The organism is Achromobacter sp. Marseille-Q4954, assembly GCF_943737025.1.
Classification (GTDB): domain Bacteria; phylum Pseudomonadota; class Gammaproteobacteria; order Burkholderiales; family Burkholderiaceae_B; genus Achromobacter; species Achromobacter bronchisepticus_A.
The window spans coordinates 578,196-598,442 of the sequence record NZ_CALSFQ010000002.1 but is presented as its reverse complement, the minus strand read 5'-3'; the positions used below and the strand labels follow the sequence as shown (position 1 = coordinate 598,442).

The following is a 20,247-nucleotide window of genomic DNA, read 5'->3' as shown; positions in this document are numbered from 1 at the left end:
GAAGCCTCATGCCCGGTTCAACGCCGTTTCCACCAGCTTGCACCAGTACGCGGCGCCAATGGGGATGAGTTCATCGTTGAAATCGTAGCCAGGGTTGTGGACCGAACAGCCGCCAGCGCTACCGACGCCATTTCCAATCGCGATGTAGCAGGATGGTCGAACTTCAGCCATGGCCGCGAAGTCTTCGCTGCCCAGATTGCCCTTGGAGTGAACGCTAATAACGTTTTCGGCCCCAAGCAGATCCGTGAGCACGCCGTGCGCGACGGAAGTCGGCCTTGGGTGGTTCACCAGCACGCCGATCTGGCGGTCAAACTCGATTGTCACCGTGACGTCGTGCGCTGCGCAAACGCCGGTGACCACTTCCTTTATGCGCTTTTCCAACAAGTCACGCATATCCGTAGTGCAGGCGCGCGTATTCACCTTGATAAGCGCACGGTCAGGGATGACATTGAAGCCCTCTCCAGCGTGAATAGCGCCAACGGTCACAACCGCACTTTCGCCAGGGGTGACATTGCGGGCAACGATGCTTTGCAATGCAACGACGACGGCGGCCGCAGCCAAGGCGGCGTCCTTGGTGAGGTGCGGCATGGCTCCGTGCCCCCCCTTGCCCTGGATGTTGACCAGGGCGACATCCGAAGAAGCCGTCACTGGACCCACCAGGCAGGCGACCTTGCCGACCGGCAGGCCAGGCAAGTTGTGAAGCGCATAGACTTCATCGCAGGGAAAGCGGTCGAACAGGCCGTCCTCGATCATCCGGCGTGCGCCGCTGAGCACTTCTTCCGCCGGCTGGAAAATCAGATTGACCGTGCCATCGAACTGTCCCGACTCGGCCAGATACTTGGCTGCACACAGTAAAATCGCGGTATGCCCATCATGGCCGCAAGCGTGCATTTTTCCTTCATGGATGCTGCGATACGAGAGGCTTTCGTTTTCATGTATAGGCAATGCGTCCATGTCGGCGCGGATGCCGATGGTGCGGGCCGAACGGCCCCGCTTGAGTACACCCACGACGCCGGTGCTGCCGACTCCCTCGGTTACTGTGTAGCCGTATTCGCGCAGCCGGTTGGCCACTAACGCGCTGGTCCCCTGCTCTTCGAATCCGAGTTCCGGGTGCTGATGAATCCAGCGGCGAACTTGGGTGAACTCCGTCGCCAGGGCGGCGAAGCTTGCAAAATCCTTGAACATACTGGTCTCCTCGGGAAATACTGCGGCCGCGTCTTAATTGCGTCCTATATGTATATTTTTTTGAATTCTCGGCTTTTTCTAATCGCTACTCGGTGTTTTTTGAAACATGCCCACAGGAGAAAATCACCCGCGCCGACAAAGCTTCCCGGCGCAATTCAAAGCGGCGGAGTTGACGCGAGTTCGTGCCTCCCGATGGATCATGGCAGTTTTGGCGAGCCCTCCCCACGACTTTTTTTTGATCGCACAACTTTTGGTTGTTGTCCGAACTCAACAAGAACGGCTTCCAGGAAAAAGGCACGCGTGGAAGTGGGATTTCCGTCCTGACCATTTGCCGCACTAAACTAGGATCCACGCGTTCAAATCGAGTGCAGGCAGTATGAAAATCAATCAATTGCGGGCCTTCCTGGCGGTGATCGAGACGGGAACTATCAATCGCGCGGCGGACAGGTTGAGCCTCACCCAATCGGCGGTGAGCAAGTCGCTGAGGGAGTTGGAAGCGGATCTGGAAATGCCGCTGCTGGTCCGGACCGGCAAAGGGATGACGCTGACGGAGGCCGGTGCAGTCATCGCGGACAGGGCGCGCTTGATCAATGCGGAAGTTGCGCGCGTTCGGCAGGACATTGCGGCGATCAAGGGGCGATCGTGCGGCGAATTGAGAATAGGCGTGAGTCCCGTAGCCGCCAGCGCCGACTTGGCAACAGCGATCTTGGCATTCAAAATGCGGCATTCCGGCACCCGGTTGACGATTATTGAAGAACGTCCGAGCAAGCTTCTGATGCTGATGCGGGATGGAACGCTCGATTTCGCAATTTCGTCTGAGATTCCCCTGGAATCCACGGGTTTTCCGGCGATTCAACTATCCGTTGTAAAAACGGTGATCGGCGTCCGGCCCGATCATCCAGCTCTGCACGCCACCAGTCTTGACGAGCTTCTGCCGTACGAATGGATTACCCCGGATCCAATCGATGACGAAACGGCGCCCCTGTTCAGGTGTTTTTCCATGCAAGGCCGCGCGCTCCCGGAGCGTATTGTCCACTGTGCGTCCATCGGGCTGTACTTGGAACTGGCAAAAAACTCGAATGCAATAAGCATCTGGTCCGCCACCCCGTTCAACCTGGCTGCCTTTCGGCAAGTGCTGTCGCCGCTCGCGCTGTCCGATAATATTCCTGGCCGCAATATCTGCTTGCTGAGCAGGGATTTTCATCTTCTGAGCAGACCCGCCAGGGCACTCATGAAGGAGATACGCGCCATTTTTTCTCGCTCTTCCGATCATGACACAGCTGAAATTGCAGGCGCCATTAATCGCGCTGGATCCGCTTACCCTTGACGCCCAGGCCGACGCTGCCGCCCGCGCCCTGATGCGCGAAGGCAGTTCGGCCAACACGGTCGCCAGCTACCGCGCCGCCATCCGCTACTGGAGCGCCTGGTTCGAGCTGCGCTACGCCCGTCCCTTTGCCCTGCCCTTGCCGGAAGCCGCCGTGGTCCAGTTCGTGGTCGACCATGCGCAGCGGTCCACCGAGCAAGGCCTGAAATGGGAATTGCCGCTGGCGTTGGACCAGGAACTGGTCCGGCTCAAAGCCAAAGGCAGGCTGGGTGCGCCCAGCCTCAACACGCTGCTGCAGCGCATCTCCGTGCTGTCCAAGGCGCACGAACTTCAAGGCCACCCCAACCCCTGCCGCGCGGCCGCGGTGCGCGAACTGCTTGCCAGGACGCGGCGCGCCTACGCCCGGCGCGGCGTGGCGCCCGCCAAGAAGGTGGCGCTGACGCGCGAACCGCTGGAGGCCATGCTGGCCACCTGCGACGACTCGCTGCGCGGGCTGCGCGACCGCGCCCTGCTGCTGTTCGCCTGGGCCAGCGGCGGGCGCAGGCGCTCCGAAGTCGTGCACGCCACGATGGAAAACACGCGGCGCACGGCCGAGGGCTTTCTGTACGCGCTGGCGTATTCCAAGACCAATCAGGCGGGCGCCCACCGCGCCAACGACCAGAAGCCCATCGTGGGCGTGGCTGCCCAGGCGCTCGATGCCTGGCTGCGCGCCAGCGGCATCACGCAAGGTCCGCTGTTCCGGCGCGTGCGGCGCGGCGACGTGCTGGGCGAGCCGCTGGCCGCGGCCGCAGTGCGGGACATCGTGCGGGAACGCTGCAAGCTGGCCGGCCTGGAAGGCGAGTTTTCGGCGCACAGCCTGCGATCCGGATTCGTGACCGAGGCCGGGCGGCGGAATGTACCGCTGGGCGACACCATGGCCATGACCGGGCATGCCAGCGTGGCCACCGTCATGGGCTACTTCCGCGCCGGGGCGGCGGCCGAATCGCCAGCGGCCCGGCTCTTGGACGAGCCGGACGCCCCGCGCGGGTAAAATCCCGCGCACTCGCCGCAACCTGAATCCTGCCCGACACGATCTTCATGCGAATCAACCTACGCGGGCTGGTGCTTGCGCTTACCGTATGCAGCGCCCTCGCCGCCACCGCCAACGCCCTGTACGCCAGTTATCGCGTGCAGCGCGAACAGCTCATCGCCAATACGCTGGAATCCAACCGGGTGTATGCCGCCAAGCTGGCCGAGAGCGCGGGCACTTTCCTGGAATCGGCCCTGCAGCAACTGGAGTACAGCGCCCGCCATGTCGCCTGGCGCTTCGATGCGCCGGAGGTCCTGAACGCGGAAGTCGCGCGCCTGCGGGAGCAGACGGACAGCTTCAACTCGGTCGCCATCATCCGCGCCGACGGCGTCATGGTGGCGGCCAGCCAGGCCATCCGCAGCTTCCAGGGAACGCGGGTCGACAACGCCGCCAGCCGCATGGCGCTGCAAACGCGCAAGCCCCTGATCAGCAAGCCCTATGTATCGGTCGCCGGTAACCTGTCGATCAACGTCTCGTATCCGATTCATTCGGAGAGCGGCGTCTACCTGGGCTATGTCTCTGGCACGATCTACCTGCGCAACGAAGGCGCCCTGCACAACCTGCTGGGCAAGCATCCGTATCAGGACGGCTCCTATCTGTACGTGGTGGATCACGAGGGGCGGCTGATCTATCACGCCGAGAACGGGCGCGTTGGCGAGGACGTCACCGGCAATCCCGTGGTGGCCGCGGTGATGCGCGGCGAAGACGGCGCGCAGCGCCTGATCAACACGCGCGGGGTGGACATGCTGGCCGGCTACGCGCATGTTTCGCGCAGCGGCTGGGGCGTGATCGCGCAGCGCCCCGCGCTGGCCACGCTGGAGCCCTTGCACGATCTCATCTGGGCGCTGATCCGCTACGCGGCGCCCTTCGCGCTGCTGTTCCTGCTGGCCATCTGGTGGTGCGCGCGCAAGATTTCGCAGCCGCTATCGCAACTGGCGACCAACGTCGAGCACCATGACATGGCGGTGGCCATGCAGCGGGTGCGCTCGGTGAAAGCCTGGTATTTCGAGGCGCAGCGCCTCAAGCGCGCAGTGATCCGCAGCTACACCAACCTGCAGGACAAGATCGGCCAGCTCAATCAGGCCAGCATCACCGATCCGCTGACCGGGCTGCGCAACCGCCGCGGCATGCGGCAGGCGGTGGACGCGCTGCAGGCGGCCGACACGCCCTTTGCCGTGATCGCCTTGGACATCGACCATTTCAAGCGGGTCAATGACACCTACGGCCATACGGCGGGCGATGAAGTGATACAGGGAATGGCGCAGTTGATGCGCGACTGTTCGCGCCCGACCGACATGCTCTGCCGCAACGGCGGCGAGGAGTTCCTGATCCTGCTGCCCGCGGCGGGTCCCAGGGAGGCCACGGGCATGGCCGAGCGCCTGCGCAAGGCGACGGAGATGCGCCGCTTGAGCGGCGCCCCGGAAATCACGGTGTCAGCCGGCGTGGCGCACTGGCCGGCGGGCGGCGCGGATGTGGAGCCGGTTTTTCAGGCGGCCGATGCCGCGCTGTACGCTGCCAAGCAGCAGGGGCGCAATCGCGTGGTGACGCACGCGGGCTGACGCCCCTGCCCGCCCGGCGGCTATTTCAGGGTTGTGGCAACGCCCGGTCAGGCGTCCTGGTCTTCGGCGGCATCGGCGTCCGCGGCAACGGTCTTGATGTCCGCGTCCTTATTGGTCTCGGGCGCCTTCCAGTCCAGGGGAGGAATCTCGAATTGCCACTTCTTGCCAACGAGTTGATGAGACATGAACGTTCTCCTGTTCAGGACGCATGGCTTTCCCCCGCGCAAAGCGCAATGCATGAGATTCGTGCGTGCCATGGATGCTGTTTCCAATGGATGCCATCGGGGCGCGGGGGGCATGCGCGCAGGCAACGCAAACGAAAATGGCGGCCGCGGCCGCCAGCGACTTTTTCGGCGCTTGGTTTATTGTAATTTTGCCGAAAGTTGATGTATTTTAGCATCACATTGCCTGCAAAAGCAATAGCATCACCGGCGGCCGCGATACCGGTCCCGCCGCCCTGCCCTGGTGACGTTGACGCAAATCCCCCCGCAGCGTGACGCGATCGCCACTGCCCGGCGGCCAGCGGCCTCAATACACTGGATGCGCACCTTCCCAGGAGACGCATCGTGACTCAGGCTCCCATCGAAGGCGGCTGCGATTGCGGCGCGGTCCGCTACCGCCTCGCCAGCCCGCCCATGTTTGTCCATTGCTGCCATTGCACCGTGTGCCAACGGCACTCCGGCACCGCCTTTGCGATGAACGCGGTGATCGAATCCGACCGCGTGCAGCGCCTGCGGGGCGAGGTGCGCCGCCATCCCGCGGACAAGAACGCCAATGATGGCGAGACCGTCGTGGTCGTGCGTTGCGCGGCCTGCCTCGGCCTGCTGTGGAGCCATCACCCGGGTTACGGCGAAACGGTGGCGCTGATCTACGCGGGCACGCTGGACCGCGCCGCCGACTTCCCGCCTGGTGCGCATTGCTTCGTGCGTTCCAGGCACCCATGGGTGGGCATACCGGACGACGTGCCGGCGGCCGAAGCGTTCTACGACATGGACGCCTGCTGGCCCCTGGCCGCCAGGCAGCGCCTGGACGTCGCGTTGGCCGGCAGCCCGCGCAAGCCCTGGACGCCCAAGGGCTGAGAACCCGCCGCCGCGGCGCGCGGCGCATAGCCGCAACAAACGCTTGCGCGCCGCGCATCGGCCCTGCCCGCCATTCTCGCGGGCTTAGGGATTTCCCCCGTTTTTGCCGAAAAAAGCGCCTGTTTGGCGCATTGCCCGTGCGCCTGAAAGGTGAACGGAAGTTTGAATTCCTAGACTTCCGCGTTCATTCAAAAGTCAGCTTTTGTTCAGAACGTAGTCAGGCAAAAGCACAACAACGGGAGGACTACAGATGCAATCCAAACGCAGCGCCGCGCGGCGCGAGGTCTGGGCAGCCGGCACGATGATCGTGCTGGGCCTGGGCGCCATCGCGCAGGCATCCACCTACAACATCGGCAGCCTGGCGCGCATGGGGCCGGGGATGTTCCCCGCGATCCTGGGCGTGCTGCTGGTGCTGTTGGGCCTGATGATCGCGCGCATGGCGGCGGCGCCCGCGGCACCCGATGAGGACGCCGAAGACGAGCCCCCGCCCGACTGGCGCGGCTGGGGCTGCATCATCGGCGGACTCATGACCTTCATCCTGCTGGGCAAGTATGGCGGCCTGGTGCCCGCGACCTTTGCGCTGGTCTTCATTTCCGCGATGGGCGACCGCCAGCACACGCCGCGCAGCGCGGCGCTGCTGGCCGCCGGCGTAACCGTGCTGGGCGTCGCCGTTTTCTCCTGGGCGCTGCAACTGCAGTTTCCGCTGTTCCGCTGGGGCTGATCGATGGAAATCTTCAACAACCTGATGCACGGGTTCTCCGTCGCCTTCGCGCTGGACAACCTCATGTGGGCCGTATTCGGCGTGTTCATGGGCAACCTTATCGGCGTGCTGCCGGGCATGGGCGTGCTGGCCGCGATCTCCATCCTGCTGCCGCTGACCTACACCATGACGCCCACGGCGGCGCTGGTGATGCTGTCGGGCATCTACTACGGGTCGCAGTACGGCGGCGGGATTACCTCCATCATGCTGAACCTGCCCGGCACCGCGTCGCACGCGGTGGCCTGCCTGGACGGCAATCCGCTGGCGCGCAACGGCAAGGCCGGCTCGGCGCTGTTCATGCTGATGTTCTCGTCGTTCTGCGGCGCGTCGGTCGGCATTCTGGCGATGATCCTGTTCTCCCCTATGCTGGTGGACGTGGCCTTCAAGTTCGGCCCCGCCGAGTACTTCTCCATGATGATGCTGGGCCTGCTGGCCGGCGCCACCTTGGCCAAGGGATCGGCGATCAAGGGCGTGGCGATGGTGGTGGTGGGTCTGCTGCTGGGCGTGGTGGGCACCGACGTCAACACCGGCACGATGCGCTTTCACTTCGGCATCCTGGAGTTGTCCGACGGCCTGCAGATCGTGGCGCTGGCCATGGGTCTGTTCGGCGTGGCGGACTTCCTGAAGAACATCAACCGCATCGGCGGCGACGCCAAGGTGACCACCGCCAAGATCAGCATGAAGTCGATGCGGCCCGAGGCCGGCGACATCAAGCAGTCGCGCGGCGCGCTGGTGCGCGGCACGGCCATCGGCGCGGCTTTTGGCATCCTGCCCGGCACCGGTCCCACCATCGCCTCGTTCATTTCGTATGCGACGGAAAAGAAGGTGGCGCGCGAGCCGCGCCGCTTCGGCCGCGGCGCCATCGAGGGCATCGCCGGACCGGAAGCGGCCACCAGCGCGTCGACCCAGACCAGCTTCATTCCCACCATGAGCCTGGGCATCCCCGGCGATCCGGTGATGGCGCTGATGCTGGGCGCGCTGATCATCCACGGCATCCAGCCGGGACCGCAGATGATGGTGGAGCACGCCGACATGTTCTGGGGGCTGATCGCCAGCTTCTGGGTGGGCAACGTGCTGTTGCTGCTCTTGAACCTGCCGCTGATCGGCATGTGGGTGCGGCTCCTGACGGTGCCGTTCCGCTACCTGTTCCCGGCGGCGCTGTTCTTTGTCTGCGTGGGCGTCTACAGCACCAACAACAATCTGTTCGACGTGGCCATGGTGACCTTGTTCGGCGCTGCGGGCTACGCGCTGATCCGCATGCGCTTCGAACCCGCGCCGCTGTTGCTGGGCTTCGTGCTCGGCCCCATGGTGGAAGAGAACTTCCGCCGCGCCCTGCTGCTGTCGCGCGGCGACCTGACGATCTTCGTCTCGCGGCCCATCAGCCTGGGCTTCGTGGTGGCGTGCGTGGGCTTGATTGCGCTGCTGGTGGTGTCGGCCATGCGCCAACGCAAGCAGCGCGCGGGCCTGGCGCAAGCGGAGTCTTCCGCCTGAAGCCTGCGGCTGCGTGGCAACGGGCCGGCTCTTGCGGGGCCGGTCCGCATGCGCTTCAGGCGTCGGGCGCGGCCAGCGGGCCGGCGGAGTGGCCGTCGATATGGCCCAGCGTGCGGCCGGGATCGAGGCGGTCGCGCACGCGCTGCTTCAGTTCCTTGGCCGAGGGGAAGCCGCCATCGCTCTTGCGGTCCCAGATCAGGTCGCCGTTGTAGGTGACCTGGAAGATCCCGCCGGTGCCAGGCTGCAGCACGACCTCGCCCAGATCGGTCGAAAACGTGGACAGGAGTTCCTGGGCCATCCAGCCGGCGCGCAGCAGCCACTGGCACTGCGTGCAGTAATGGATGACGATGCGGGGACGCAGGGCGGGTGTGTTCATAGCTGGAAGATTCTACGCCGGTTCATGGATAATATCGGGTTTTCCCGGGTCCGCAATGGACCCCGAGCCTGCCATGAAGTCTGCATTATCCCCTCGCGGCCAACGCTGGCTGATCGGTCTCCTGATGGGACTGGTCACGCTTACGCCCATGGGCATCGATATCTATCTGCCCTCCTTGCCCGTCATGGCGCAGGATTACGGCCAGCCAGTCACCGCGCTGCAAGCCAGCATCACCCTCTTCATCTTCGCCGTGGGCGTGGGCCAGGTGCTGATCGGTCCGCTGGCCGACCGCTATGGCCGGCGGCCCGTGGCGCTGGGCGGCGCGCTGGCCTATCTGCTGGGCTCGGCGCTGGGCGCCGCGGCCACGTCGCTGGACGTGTTCTATGTTGCCCGCGTGATCCAGGGGCTGGGCGCGTGCTCGGCCTCGCTGGTCGCCTTTGCCGCGGTCCGTGATTGCTTCAGCCCCGCAGTCGGCGCGCGCGTCTACAGCTATTTGAACGGCGCCTTGTGCACCGTGCCTGCGCTGGCGCCCATGGTGGGCGGCGCGCTGGCCGTGCACGCGGGCTGGCGCAGCACCTTCGTCTTCATGGTGCTGTTCGCCTTGACCCTTGCGGGATTCCTGGCGATCCGCTTCGAGGAAACCCGCGCCGCGCCGCCCAAGCCCCACGGCGCGCTCTACAGCCTGCGCCGCTATGCGCCGATCGCGGCCAGCGGCCGCTTTCTGTATTTCGCGGCGTTCGGCATGGCCGGCATGGCGATGATCCTGGTGTTCGTGTCCGCCGCGCCGGTAGTGCTGGTGCAGCAACTGGGCTATTCCGAACTGGGCTTCTCCGCCTGGTTCGGCGGCAACGCGGCGATCAATATCGGCGCCTTCTTCCTGGCCCCTGCCTTCATCGCGCGCTTTGGCCGCCACACCATGGTGCGCGTGGGCATGGCCGCCCTGCTTGCGGCCGCCGCCATGCACCTGGCCGCGTGGCTGTGGCTGCCCCTGTCGGCCTGGGTCTTCATGTTGCCGGTGGCGGTGTTGACCGTGGGCTTTTCGCTGGCGCTGGGGTCCGGGCTGAGCCTGGCGCTGGAGCCCTTCGCCGAGCGCGCCGGCACCGCGGCCGCGGTCTATGGCCTGTTCCAGATGAGCGGATCGGCCGTCATCGCCACTCTCCTGCTGGACAGCGGCATGGCGCCGCAAGCGGCGATGGCGCTGATCGGCGCGGTCATCGTCGGGCCGCTGCTGTTCCTGTCGCCGGGCATGGCGCGGCGTCTGGCGGCGGGCTGACGCCGATCGGCGTATGCCTCTACTATCCAGGGATAGCCCACCCTGGAGACGACATGAACAACGAAGCAGCGGCGCAAGAGCCGATCCTGGCGCGCCACGCCGAAGACGGCGTGGTGACGCTGCGCCTGAACCGCCCCGGGCAGTTCAACGCGCTGTCCGAAGGCCTGCTGGCCGCGCTGCAAGCGGAGATCGACGCGCTGTCGCGCGATGCCGGCGTGCGCTGCGTGGTGCTCGAATCCAGCGGCCGGGCGTTCTGCGCCGGCCACGACCTGCGCGAAATGCGCAGCCAGCCCTCGCTGGATTACTACCGCGACCTCTTCAGGAAATGCAGCGCCGTGATGCAGGGTTTGCAGGCCTTGCCGGTGCCGGTGATCGCCAAGGTGCACGGCATCGCCACCGCGGCAGGCTGCCAGCTGGTGGCCAGCTGCGACCTGGCCGTGGCGGCCGACACGGCGAAGTTCGCGGTATCCGGCATCAACGTCGGCCTGTTCTGCTCCACGCCCGCCGTCGCGCTCAGCCGCAATGTATCGGCCAAGCGCGCCTTTGAAATGCTGGTGACGGCGCGCTTCATCGATGCCGGCCAGGCCAGGGATTGGGGCCTGATCAACGACGCCGTGCCCGAGGCGCAGCTGGACCAGCGCGTGCGCGCGCTGGTCGACGACATCCTGGCCAAGAGTCCTGCTGCCATCCGTTACGGCAAGCGCATGTTCTACAAGCAGCGGCAGATGGCGCTGGCGGATGCCTATGACTACGCGGGCGACGTGATGGCGCGCAACATGATGGAAGCCGACGCCTGCGAAGGCATAGACGCCTTCCTGCAAAAACGCCCGCCGCGCTGGCAGTCCTGATTCAACGCCGCGGGGTTGTCTTGGGGCGGCTGCGCTAGGCCAACGCCCAGCCGCCGGCCGCGGCCAGCAGCACCACCCAGACGGGCGACCAGCGCGCATAGACCAGCAGGCCGAACAGCAGCAAGGCCAGCCCGAAGTCCGCGCGGTCGCGGATGGCGCTGATCCAGACCGGGTCGTACAGCGCCGACAGCAGGATGCCCACGACGCTCGCGTTCACGCCCGCGATCAGGTTGCGCACGCCCGCGCGCCGCCGCAGGCTTTCCCAGAACGGCAGCGCAGCCGCCACCAGCAAGGCGCCTGGCAGGAAGATGGCCGCCAGCAACACCAGTCCGCCAGCCCAGCCCGACAAGGGACCGGACGACATCGCGCCCAGGAAGGCGGCAAAAGCGAATAGCGGCCCCGGCATGGCTTGCGCCGCGCCGTAGCCTGCCAGGAAATCGGCGTTGGAAACCATGCCGCCGGCCACCGAGGCGGATTCCAGCAAGGGCAGCACCACGTGGCCGCCGCCAAACACCAGCGCGCCCGCGCGGTAGAAGCCCGACAGCTGCTGCGCCAGCGGCATGCCGCTGATCGCCGCCCAAGCCGGCAAGGCCGCCAACAGCAGCACGAACAGCGCCAATGCCGTGTATCCAGCGCGGCGCGAGATCTTCAGCGGCTGCACCGCCAGGGCCGGACGCGGCGGTACCTGCAGCGCGGCCATGCCGGCGATGGCGCCCAGCAGGATCGCGCTCAATTGCCCCAGGGTCGTCGGCATCAGGATGGTGATGAGCGCCGCAGCCACCGCCAGCCCCGCCCGCTCGCGGTCGGGACAGAGCGAGCGGCCCATGCCCCAGACCGCCTGCGCGATGATGGCCACCGCCGCGATCTTCAGTCCATGGATGGCGCCCGACGCGGACAGCCAGCCGAACTGCGCCAGGCCCAGCGCGAAGAGAATCAGCGCGACCGCCGTGGGCAGCGTGAACGCCACCCAGGCCGCCAGCATGCCGGCCCATCCGGCGCGCTTCAGGCCTATCGCCATGCCGACCTGGCTGCTGGCCGGCCCCGGCAGGAACTGGCACAGCGCCACCAGGTCGGAATACGCGTAGTCGTCCAGCCAGCGCCGGCGCTCCACGAATTCCGTGCGGAAGTACGCCAGATGCGCCACCGGCCCGCCGAACGACGTCAGCCCCAGGCGCAGGAAAACCAGGAAGACTTCCAGACAGGAGCCCTGGCCGGGCTGCTCGCGCGTGGCGGTGGCGGGCTTGCTGGCGACATGTTCGTCTTGGTGGGGAGGCAGCGGCGGCATGGGATTCGGCTTCATCGGCAGGCGGGGCATGAGGGTCCTGCCCCCGCCCCATGCTTATAGCCGGGCGCCGCGGCAGATTCAACCGCCTGAACGGGCCGGGCCATATGGCGGGTTTACCTCGCCCGCGCAGCCGCTACAAACAACTTTACAAATACCGTACAAATATCGGCGGACTGCCCGGCGGTATGCCTCTAGCATCGCGAGTCCTCATCCGGCCGTATCCCACATGTTCAAGTTCGCGATCCGCATCTTTGTCGTCGCCGCCATCGGTTATGTCGCGGGGTCGCAATTGGTGGAACGCAGCCTGATGTATCTGCTGGATTCGGTCAGCGCGGATCTGTCGTACCAGGCCGTCCGGGGACAGATGCATGTGCTGCGCAAGGAACTCGATGGCATTGCCCCGGTTGCGCGCGCCGAACACCTGCGCGACGACATCCAGCCGCTCTATGGACTGGGCCTGAGCCTGCTCTCCGACGAGAAGGTCACTCCCAGCGAATCGGAGCAGCGGCAACTGGCCGCGCTCGGCATGATCATGCGCGACGAGTACAACGTTTACCTCGTCCCATTGTCCGGCGAGCCCAGACAGTGGCTGGAAGTCCGCCTGCCGCGCGCGCCGGTGCTGGAGCGGTGGGTCACCGTCGGCGTCTGGGCCGCGCTAAGCCTGATCGTCGGCATCATCCTGCTGCTGCTCTGGGCGCTGCCCCTGTGGCGCGATCTGGACCGGCTGCGCAACGCCACGCTGCGCATGGGCCAGGGCGAACTCGGCGTGCGGGTGCGGCTGTCGCGGCTGGCCGGCATGCGGCACGTGGGCGAGAGCTTCAATCAGATGGCCGAGCGCATTTCGGCGCTGGTCGAAAACCAGCGCAGCCTGACCAACGCGGTCTCGCACGAATTGCGCACGCCGCTGGCGCGCCTGTCCTTCGAGGTCGCCCTGCTGGGCCAGGACCAGCACCAGCCCAAGCGGCATCAGATACTGCGCGACATGCAGGCCGACATCTGCGAACTGGAAACGCTGGTGGCCGAACTGCTGGTCTATGCGCGGCTGGAGCGTCCCAGCGACGACTCCGTCAGGCTGGAAACCGTGGACACCTGCGACTGGCTGGGCGAAGCGCTGGCCCAGGTGGCGCACCAGGCCGAGGCGCGTGCGATCCAGTGCCATGTGCATCGCGACTACCCGCCGCGCGTGCGGCTGCATCCGCGCTACATGAGCCGGGCCTTGCTGAACCTGGTGCAAAACGCTGTGCGCTATGCCAGCCGTCACGTGGAGGTCAAGCTCACCCAGTGTCCGGCGGGCGGCTTCGAGCTGATCGTGGACGACGATGGCGGCGGCATCGCGCCGGCCGACCGCGCGCGGGTGTTCGAACCCTTCATCCGCCTGGACGAAAGCCGGGACCGCGGCACCGGCGGCGCCGGCCTGGGCCTGGCCATCGTCTGGCGGGTAGCCGCCAGCCACGGCGGCGGCATCGAAATCCACGACAGCCCCCTGGGCGGCGCCCGCTTCGTGCTGCGCTGGCCGGCCTGAGCATGGCCCAGGCGAAAACTGCATTTATGGCACTACCTTCCTGGGCCAAACCGCAGCATCCTGTCAGCACGAGATTCTGCTCGGCAACACGCATCGAAAAGGTAGGAACATGAGCCAGCGTTTGAATTATTTCCAGGTGTCCGAGGAACAGTCCAGGAAGTACCTGGAATTCAGCATGTCGCTGAAGAAGACCCCCATCGTGCAAGAGGTCGGCGAACTGGTGGATATCCGCGCCTCGCAGATCAACGGCTGCGGCTTCTGCCTGGACATGCACGTCAAGCAGGCCCGCATCGCCGGCGAGCGCGAGCTGCGCCTGCATCACATCGCCATCTGGCGCGAGTCCACGCTGTTCTCGCCGCGCGAGCGCGCGGCGCTGGCCTGGACCGAGGCGGTTACCACCCTGTCGGCGCAGGGCGTATCGGATGCGGTCTATGACGAGGCGCGCGCGCAGCTTTCTGAGAAGGAGATCTCGGACCTCACCCTGCTGGTGGTCGGGATCAACGGCTGGAACCGGCTGAACGTGGCGTTCCGCACCGTGCCGGGTTCGGCCGATGCGGCCTACGGCCTGGACAAGTCCGGGCTGAACTAAGGCTGCATCAGCTGCAATATGCGCAGGCCCAGTTCGCGGGCCTGCGCCTGCGTGGCGATATTGGTGAAGCTGAGCAGCAGCGCGGATTGCGGCTGCGGCGCGGCGCACCAGCGCGACAGCGCGCCCGCATACATGCCCTGCTCTTCCATCCGCCCGGCCAACGCCACGTCGCTCTGGCCGGGTTCCAGACGCGCCACCAGATGCATGCCGCCGGGCTGCGGTTCGATCCGCAGGCGCTGCCCCAGCGCATCATGCAGGCCCGCCACCGCCGCCGCGCGCCGTTCCGCGTACAGCTTGCGCATGCGCTGGATGTGGCGGGCGAAATGGCCTTCGGCCATGAAGGCGCTAAATATCGCCTGGGTCAGGCCCGGCGCGGCGCCCGCCTGCAGGCGCGCCGATAGCGCGAAGCGCGCGGCCTGCGCCTCGGGCACCACCAGATAGGCCAGCCGCAGGCCGGGAAACAGCACCTTGCTGAAGGTGCCCGCGTACAGCACCCGCCCCTGCGTATCCAGGCTCTTCAGGGCAGGCAGCGGGCGGCCGACGTAGCGGTATTCGCCGTCGTAATCGTCTTCCACGATCCAGGCTCCGCAACGCTCGGCCCAGTCCAGCAGCGCCTGCCGGCGCGGCAATGACAAGGACATGCTCAAGGGGCTTTGATGGGCAGGCGTCACCACCGCGCCGCGCGCCCGTCCCGCCCGCTCGATGCCGGCGCCGACCATGATGCCGTCCTGGTCCACCGGCACAGGTACGGGTTTCAAGCGCGCCTGCTCCAGTAGCGCGCGGGTCGGGGGATAGCCTGGATCTTCCATCCAGACCTGGTCGCCGGCTTCGAACAGCGTCTGCAGGATCAGCGCCATCGTACTGTTGTAGCCGGCCGTGATGAACACCTGCGAGGGCTGGCAATGGATGCCGCGCGCGACCTGCAGATAGGCGGCGGTCGCGCCGCGCAGGGCCGGCAGGCCGCCATGGGGCGGATAGGCCAGGTCCGTGGCCTGCAGGCCGCGCAACTGCCTCGCGCCCAGGCGGGCCCAGAGCTTGCGGGGAAATTCATCCAGCGCCGGCAGGCCCATCTGGAACGGCCGCAAGCCCGAAGGCTCGCGCCAGCCCGGGCCGTCGCCGGGCGTCTCGGGCGGAATGGCCACGGCGGGCGGCGGCGCGTGCTGGGGCTGCAGGTCGGGCGCCACCACCGTGCCGGCCTGGCCGCGCGCCTGGATATAGCCTTCCGATGCCAGCAGCGAATACGCGACCTCCACCGTGCCGCGCGCCACGCCCATTTCCTTGGCCAGCGCCCGCGCCGACGGAATGCGGTCGCCCGGCTTGAGCGTGCCCTGCGCGATGGCGCCGCGAAAGCGCTCATAGACTTGGCGGTACAGGGGCTCGGCGCCGTCCGGCGGCGCCGGCGGGTCCTGTGGCTGCGGGCTGATCATGGCATAGTCCAGAATTCAATTTATGGCCCTTCTAATTATGGCATGCGGCTCCTAACATGACTGCACATGAACCCTGACACCGCTAGTGCATCCATGACCGAAGCCACCATGCAACACATCGAAAGCCCGCAGGATCTGCGGGCCTGCCTGCCGCTCATGCGCGAACTCAGGCCTCATCTGAAGGAAGACGCCGATTTCATCGAGCGCGTGAGCCGCATGCGCGCCGATGGCTACCGGCTGCTGGCCGCCATGGACCAGGGCCAAGCCGTCGCGCTGGCCGGCTACCGCCTGCAGGAAAACCTGATCTACGGCCGCTTTCTGTATGTGGACGACCTGGTGGTGGCCAACGGCCGCCGCGGCGAACGCTGGGGCGCCCGGCTGCTGCAAGCCCTGGACGCCGCCGCTCGCGACAACGGCTGCGCCCGCCTGGTGCTCGACACCGGCCTGGGCAACGCCCTGGCCCAGCGCTTCTACTTCCGCGCCGGTCTCTTGACCAGCGCCATCCGATTCAGCAAATCCCTGGAAACTTCCGCGTCATGAATATCCTGCGCATCATCTGCAGCCCGCGCGGCCGCGCCTCCGAAAGCTATCGCCTGTCGCAAGCCATCGTCGACCAGCTCACCGCCGCCGCCCCGGGCGCGGCCGTGATCGATGTGGACGCGACTGCCCTGCCCTTGGTCGACTCCGACTATGCGGCCGCGCTGAGCGCGCGCCAGGACCCCACGGACGGACGCGAGAATCGCGGCGCGCTGGGCCGCTCATCCGAACTGATCCAGTCCCTGCAGGCCGCCACCCATGTCGTCATCGCGACCCCGATGCACAACTTCACCGTGCCGGCATCGTTGAAAACCTGGATCGACCACGTGGTGCGGGTGCGCAGCACCTTCCAGATCACGGCCCGCGGCAAGGAAGGCAGCCTGGAGGACCGCCCGGTATACGTGGCGATCTCCTCGGGCGGCGACTTCGGCCGCGACGGGCAGAGCCAGCCGGACTTCCTTACGCCGTATCTGCAGCACGTGCTGGGTACGATGGGGCTGAAGAACGTGACCTTCTTCTCGGTGCAAGGCACCGCACGCGGCGCGGACGCGTTGCAGGCGGCCCGCGCGCAGGCGCAATCGGAGGTCGTCGCGCATCCGTTCGCGGCCGGATTGCATCCGGAGTTCGCGGCAGCTTGATCGCGCCGGGCTGGTGCCCGCGCATCATGGCGCGCGCACCAAGCCGCCTCATGCTTAGGAATAGCGCCGGCGCCCGGCCCGCGTCCGCAAGAAGTATTAGGCAATCGGGCTGCGTTGACACCCCCAAATAGCCGGCACTACGCTCTTGGCCAGAACCCTCTCGCCTGACCAGACTACGCCGTACATCCTCATTCGGGCATGAGTGCAGGAGGCGTGCAATGACACTGACCAGTCCCGGCATTTTCCTGGCCGCCGCGCTCGCGCTGTGGATCCTCGCCGCGCCGCGCGCCGAGGCGGCCTGCGCTGACAAGAAGATCCTGTCCATGGCCAACGACGGCCGCACGGTCAATGCCATCGCCAAGGCCTGCGGCATGCCGGCGGCCAAGGTCCGGGGCGTGATCGAGCGCGCCGATGCCGCCGACGACGCGCCGCCGCCCGCACCAACGCCCAAGGCCAAGGCCGAACGCGCCGCCGCGCCGGAGCCGCCTCGGAAGCTGCCTTCGGGCGCCGGACTGGCGCAATGCGATTGCCAGGGCATGGTGCCTTATGGAGAACGGGCGCCGGACCTGCGCTGCCAGAGCGGCATGTCGATGGCGACGCCCTGCGCGGGCTACTGCTCGCCCCATGGGGTCGCGCCATGGCGGCGCATATGTAGTTGAGACCCGCGGTCAGCGCCCGCCGTCAAGACTCGCACAGCCACACCCTACTGCCTGGCGCTCGGCATGAACCAGCGGTAGTAGGCGTTGTCGCCGTCGTCGCGCGCCAGCTTGTTCATTTCCCTGCCCCAGGTTTCACGATCCCCCACATAGGCCGCCAGCGAAGCCCGGTAGAACGTGTCCAGCCGCGCCCGCTCCAGCTGCATGTCGGCGCGCAGCGCGTCGGACGCGCCGACCAGCGGCGGTTCGCTGCGCAAGGCCAGCAGCGCGGGCAGGACGCGCGCCACTTCGCGCGGCCGGACCCAGGTCGCGTACTCGATGCCGGGGCGGTCGTCGGTCACGGCCGGGGTATCGCCGGCAAAGCGCGCCAGGCCGTCCCGGTCTGTGACCCAGGTGGACAACAAGGCCGCGGCCGATGGTACGCCCACTGCCCGCAACGCGGCGGCGGTATCGGGCTGGGCGTAGCGCGCCTGGATGCGGGCCGCGTCCAGCGTCAGCGGCTGCATCGAGCCCAACAGCAGCATTTCATGCAGTTCGCTGGTCCAGAGCTGGGCATGCGGAAAGACCTGGATGAAGCTGGCGATGAGCGCGCGGGTGTCGTCCTCGTTCTGCGTGGGCAGCGGCAGCCATTGCGCCACGATGCCTTGCGGCGCGAGCCGGCTTGCGGCCAGTTGGTAGAAGTCGCGGGAATACAGATTCACCACGCCCGCGGCCGAGGGTGGCGGCGGCTCCAGCGTAATCAGGTCCCAGCGTTCGGCGCTGGCCTGCAGCTCGCGGCGTCCGTCGCGCAGCCGTTTGTCCAGGCCCGGATCGGTGGCGGCCTGGAACGTGCCCTGGAAGTGCGGCGCGGCGCGCAGCACGGCCGGCAGCAGCTCGGCGACCGCGCGCTTTTCCAGCCCGCGGTACTGCGACAAGGCGCCGGCCGTGATGCCGGTGCCATAGCCCACCACCAGCGCGGACCTGGGTTCGCCCGCATGCACGATCAAGGGCAGCAGCGCCTGCAGCCGCATGTATCGCAGCGAAGGCATGGCGTCGCCCGAGTTCGATACGCCCTGGATGTAGAGCCGGTGGAAGCGATTGCCGTTGCCGGCGCGCTCGACCACGGCCACCGTGCCGCCATGGCTTTCCTCGTAGAACACCAGGCCCGCGCCGCTCGCCCCGGGCAGTAGCCGCGCAAACTGGTCTGCCGGCAGCATGGCGACCACCGCCAGCGTGGCGAGGCCCGCGATGCCGGTGGCCCAGCCGGTGGCGGCGCGGCCATCCGACCTTCCGCGCCAGGCCGCCACGGCGCCCACCGCCGCCGCGATGGCCGCCAGCACGCTCAGCGTGCGCACCAGCCCCAGGGCGGGCAACAGCAGGAATCCCGTCAACAAGGTGCCCGCGATGCCGCCCAGCGTGTTGCCGGCGAGTACGGCGCCGGCTTCCCGCCCCACCTGCCGATCGCCCACCGCGATGCGCAGCACGGCGGGAAACGCCGCGCCCAGCAGCAGCGTGGGCGCCAGCACCAGGCTGGCCGCCGCCACGGCGAAGCGCGCGCACATGCCCGCGAAGCCGCTGCCCGTCCATTGGTAGACCGCCGCTTCCGCCTGTGTCTGGGCCACGATCAGCCATTTGCCCAGCATGGCCACCTCCAGCACCGCGAGCAGGCCTGCGCCAGCGATCAGGAAACCGAACACCGGCCAGGGATTGCCCACACGATGGGCCCAGCGCGCATAAAGCGCGGCGCCGATGGCCAGCCCGGCCAGATAGGTGGCCAGCACGATGGCGAAGGTGAAGGCGCGCGTGCTCATGAACGGCACGATCATCTGCGACCAGATCACTTCGTAGCCCAGCGCCACAGCGCCAGCCACCGCATACAGCGCCACGGCCAGGCGCGCCTCGCCCGACAAGGGCGCCGCAGCGGACTGCGGACTGACGGCGGGAGCCGCGCTGTCGCCCGCCCTGCGGTCCAGCATCCAGGCGCCCAGCGCCGCCAGCAGGTTCAGCGAGGCCGCGGCCAGCGCCGCGCCCTGCACGCCGAAGCGCGGAATCAGGAAGAATGCGGGCAGCAAGGCGCCCAGGATGGCGCCGCAGGTATTCGCGGCGTACATCGCGCCGCCGGAGCGGCTTACGTCCGCGCCCTGCTGCCGGCTTACGGCGCGCAGCAGCACCGGCAAGGTGCCGCCCATCAAGAAGGCGGGGATGGCCAGCAGCAGCCCCACCGCCAGCCAGGCCGCCAGGCTGCTATGGGCCTCGACCGCGACGAAGGCGGCGGCGCTGCGCGCCAGCAGCCACGTCACCGCGACGCAGGACAGCGCCACGGCTGCTTCCAGCTTGGCGTAGAAGCGTACCGGGCGCCGCAGATGGTCCGCCTTGCGGCCCAATAGCCAGCCGCCCAGCGCCAGGCCCAGGAAGAATGCGCTGACCGCGCCCGCGATGGCGCTGACCTCCACGCCTACCACCAGCGACAACTGCTTGATCCACAGCACCTGGAACACCAGGGCCGCCGTTCCGGACAGGAACAGCAGCGCGGCCGGCCGGACCGCCGTCAGGGCGGGTCCTTGCGCCGCCTTGTCGTCCACATCATGTCCCTGCATCGCCGCCTCGCTTGCCCCCATGCCCATCATGCTGCTCCTTCGCGTTGCCGGGC

General features: G+C 67.2%; 19 protein-coding genes and 1 pseudogene. 14 read left to right on the top strand and 6 right to left on the bottom strand.

Translation table 11 applies throughout. The features are described from left to right. Positions 1-6 precede the first annotated feature (6 nt). Positions 7-1,185: a M20 aminoacylase family protein gene (locus NGK62_RS20785; RefSeq protein WP_251880125.1), complete on the bottom strand. Its 1,179-nt coding sequence runs from the start codon at positions 1,183-1,185 to the stop codon at positions 7-9. Positions 1,186-1,561: 376 nt separating this feature from the next. On the opposite strand from NGK62_RS20785, the gene NGK62_RS20780 reads away from it, so the two are divergent. The 3 genes from NGK62_RS20780 to NGK62_RS20770 are packed head-to-tail and all read left to right on the top strand — an operon-like array spanning position 1,562 to position 5,137. Beyond that, positions 1,562-2,512 carry a LysR family transcriptional regulator gene (locus NGK62_RS20780; RefSeq protein ID WP_251880123.1) on the top strand — a complete coding sequence of 317 codons (951 nt, stop codon included), beginning with the start codon at positions 1,562-1,564 and terminating at the stop codon, positions 2,510-2,512. Then, positions 2,457-3,539, top strand: coding sequence for a site-specific integrase (locus tag NGK62_RS20775; protein ID WP_251880121.1), 1,083 nt, complete (start codon positions 2,457-2,459; stop codon positions 3,537-3,539). Before NGK62_RS20780 ends, NGK62_RS20775 begins: the two co-directional genes overlap by 56 nt. Before the next feature lie 47 nt (positions 3,540-3,586). Further along, a complete protein-coding gene (locus NGK62_RS20770) occupies positions 3,587-5,137 on the top strand; it encodes a sensor domain-containing diguanylate cyclase (protein WP_251880119.1) in 1,551 nt (516 codons plus the stop codon). 47 nt (positions 5,138-5,184) lie between these two features. On the opposite strand, the gene NGK62_RS20765 is transcribed toward NGK62_RS20770, so the two are convergent. Then, positions 5,185-5,322 (bottom strand): hypothetical protein, encoded by a 138-nt coding sequence (locus NGK62_RS20765; RefSeq protein WP_165867865.1) that lies wholly within the window; start codon positions 5,320-5,322, stop codon positions 5,185-5,187. A gap of 381 nt (positions 5,323-5,703) precedes the next feature. Between NGK62_RS20765 and NGK62_RS20760 the strand changes: the two genes are divergently transcribed. From NGK62_RS20760 to NGK62_RS20750, 3 genes are all read left to right on the top strand, one after another. Continuing rightward, positions 5,704-6,216, top strand: coding sequence for a GFA family protein (locus NGK62_RS20760; RefSeq protein ID WP_059376095.1), 513 nt, complete (start codon positions 5,704-5,706; stop codon positions 6,214-6,216). 250 nt (positions 6,217-6,466) lie between these two features. Further along, positions 6,467-6,937 carry a tripartite tricarboxylate transporter TctB family protein gene (locus NGK62_RS20755; protein WP_059376093.1) on the top strand — a complete coding sequence of 157 codons (471 nt, stop codon included), beginning with the start codon at positions 6,467-6,469 and terminating at the stop codon, positions 6,935-6,937. A gap of 3 nt (positions 6,938-6,940) precedes the next feature. Continuing rightward, complete coding sequence (locus tag NGK62_RS20750) at positions 6,941-8,467, top strand: tripartite tricarboxylate transporter permease (RefSeq protein ID WP_118933058.1); 1,527 nt, start codon at positions 6,941-6,943, stop codon at positions 8,465-8,467. Positions 8,468-8,522: 55 nt separating this feature from the next. On the opposite strand, the gene NGK62_RS20745 is transcribed toward NGK62_RS20750, so the two are convergent. Beyond that, a complete protein-coding gene (locus NGK62_RS20745) occupies positions 8,523-8,843 on the bottom strand; it encodes an Rdx family protein (protein WP_059376089.1) in 321 nt (106 codons plus the stop codon). A 73-nt stretch (positions 8,844-8,916) separates the two neighbouring features. Here NGK62_RS20745 and NGK62_RS20740 point away from each other — a divergent pair, with 73 nt between their 5' ends. Beyond that, on the top strand, positions 8,917-10,116 hold the full coding sequence (locus NGK62_RS20740) for a multidrug effflux MFS transporter (RefSeq protein WP_251880117.1): 1,200 nt from the start codon (positions 8,917-8,919) through the stop codon (positions 10,114-10,116). 53 nt (positions 10,117-10,169) lie between these two features. After that, positions 10,170-10,964: an enoyl-CoA hydratase gene (locus tag NGK62_RS20735; RefSeq protein WP_059376087.1), complete on the top strand. Its 795-nt coding sequence runs from the start codon at positions 10,170-10,172 to the stop codon at positions 10,962-10,964. A gap of 34 nt (positions 10,965-10,998) precedes the next feature. Here the strand turns inward: NGK62_RS20735 and chrA are convergent, their stop codons facing one another. After that, the gene (chrA, locus tag NGK62_RS20730) at positions 10,999-12,249 is read right to left on the bottom strand and encodes a chromate efflux transporter (RefSeq protein ID WP_059376209.1); all 1,251 of its coding nucleotides are present in this window, start codon (positions 12,247-12,249) and stop codon (positions 10,999-11,001) included. Here chrA and NGK62_RS32440 point away from each other — a divergent pair. From NGK62_RS32440 to NGK62_RS20720, 3 genes and pseudogenes are all read left to right on the top strand, one after another. Continuing rightward, positions 12,248-13,240 (top strand): annotated as a pseudogene (locus NGK62_RS32440) (HAMP domain-containing protein); the annotation flags it as partial. The gene chrA and the pseudogene NGK62_RS32440 overlap by 2 nt on opposite strands. 213 nt (positions 13,241-13,453) lie before the next feature. Further along, positions 13,454-13,771 carry an ATP-binding protein gene (locus tag NGK62_RS32435; protein ID WP_373429150.1) on the top strand — a complete coding sequence of 106 codons (318 nt, stop codon included), beginning with the start codon at positions 13,454-13,456 and terminating at the stop codon, positions 13,769-13,771. Between the two features lie 109 nt (positions 13,772-13,880). Next, the gene (locus tag NGK62_RS20720; protein ID WP_118933056.1) at positions 13,881-14,360 is read left to right on the top strand and encodes a carboxymuconolactone decarboxylase family protein; all 480 of its coding nucleotides are present in this window, start codon (positions 13,881-13,883) and stop codon (positions 14,358-14,360) included. Here the strand turns inward: NGK62_RS20720 and pdxR are convergent. Continuing rightward, positions 14,357-15,787: a MocR-like pyridoxine biosynthesis transcription factor PdxR gene (pdxR, locus tag NGK62_RS20715; protein ID WP_251880113.1), complete on the bottom strand. Its 1,431-nt coding sequence runs from the start codon at positions 15,785-15,787 to the stop codon at positions 14,357-14,359. The genes NGK62_RS20720 and pdxR overlap by 4 nt on opposite strands. 66 nt (positions 15,788-15,853) lie before the next feature. On the opposite strand from pdxR, the gene NGK62_RS20710 reads away from it, so the two are divergent. The 3 genes from NGK62_RS20710 to NGK62_RS20700 all read left to right on the top strand — a co-directional run bounded on the left by NGK62_RS20710 (position 15,854) and on the right by NGK62_RS20700 (position 17,621). Beyond that, a complete protein-coding gene (locus NGK62_RS20710) occupies positions 15,854-16,327 on the top strand; it encodes a GNAT family N-acetyltransferase (RefSeq protein ID WP_502802976.1) in 474 nt (157 codons plus the stop codon). Then, positions 16,324-16,962, top strand: a complete 639-nt coding sequence (locus tag NGK62_RS20705; protein WP_251880111.1) for an FMN-dependent NADH-azoreductase — start codon at positions 16,324-16,326, stop codon at positions 16,960-16,962. The genes NGK62_RS20710 and NGK62_RS20705 overlap by 4 nt, the downstream gene beginning before the upstream one ends. Before the next feature lie 218 nt (positions 16,963-17,180). Next, positions 17,181-17,621 carry a hypothetical protein gene (locus NGK62_RS20700; protein WP_251880109.1) on the top strand — a complete coding sequence of 147 codons (441 nt, stop codon included), beginning with the start codon at positions 17,181-17,183 and terminating at the stop codon, positions 17,619-17,621. A gap of 44 nt (positions 17,622-17,665) precedes the next feature. Here NGK62_RS20700 and NGK62_RS20695 read toward each other — a convergent pair whose 3' ends face one another. Then, on the bottom strand, positions 17,666-20,221 hold the full coding sequence (locus NGK62_RS20695; RefSeq protein ID WP_251880915.1) for a fused MFS/spermidine synthase: 2,556 nt from the start codon (positions 20,219-20,221) through the stop codon (positions 17,666-17,668). Between the last annotated feature and the right edge of the window lie 26 nt (positions 20,222-20,247).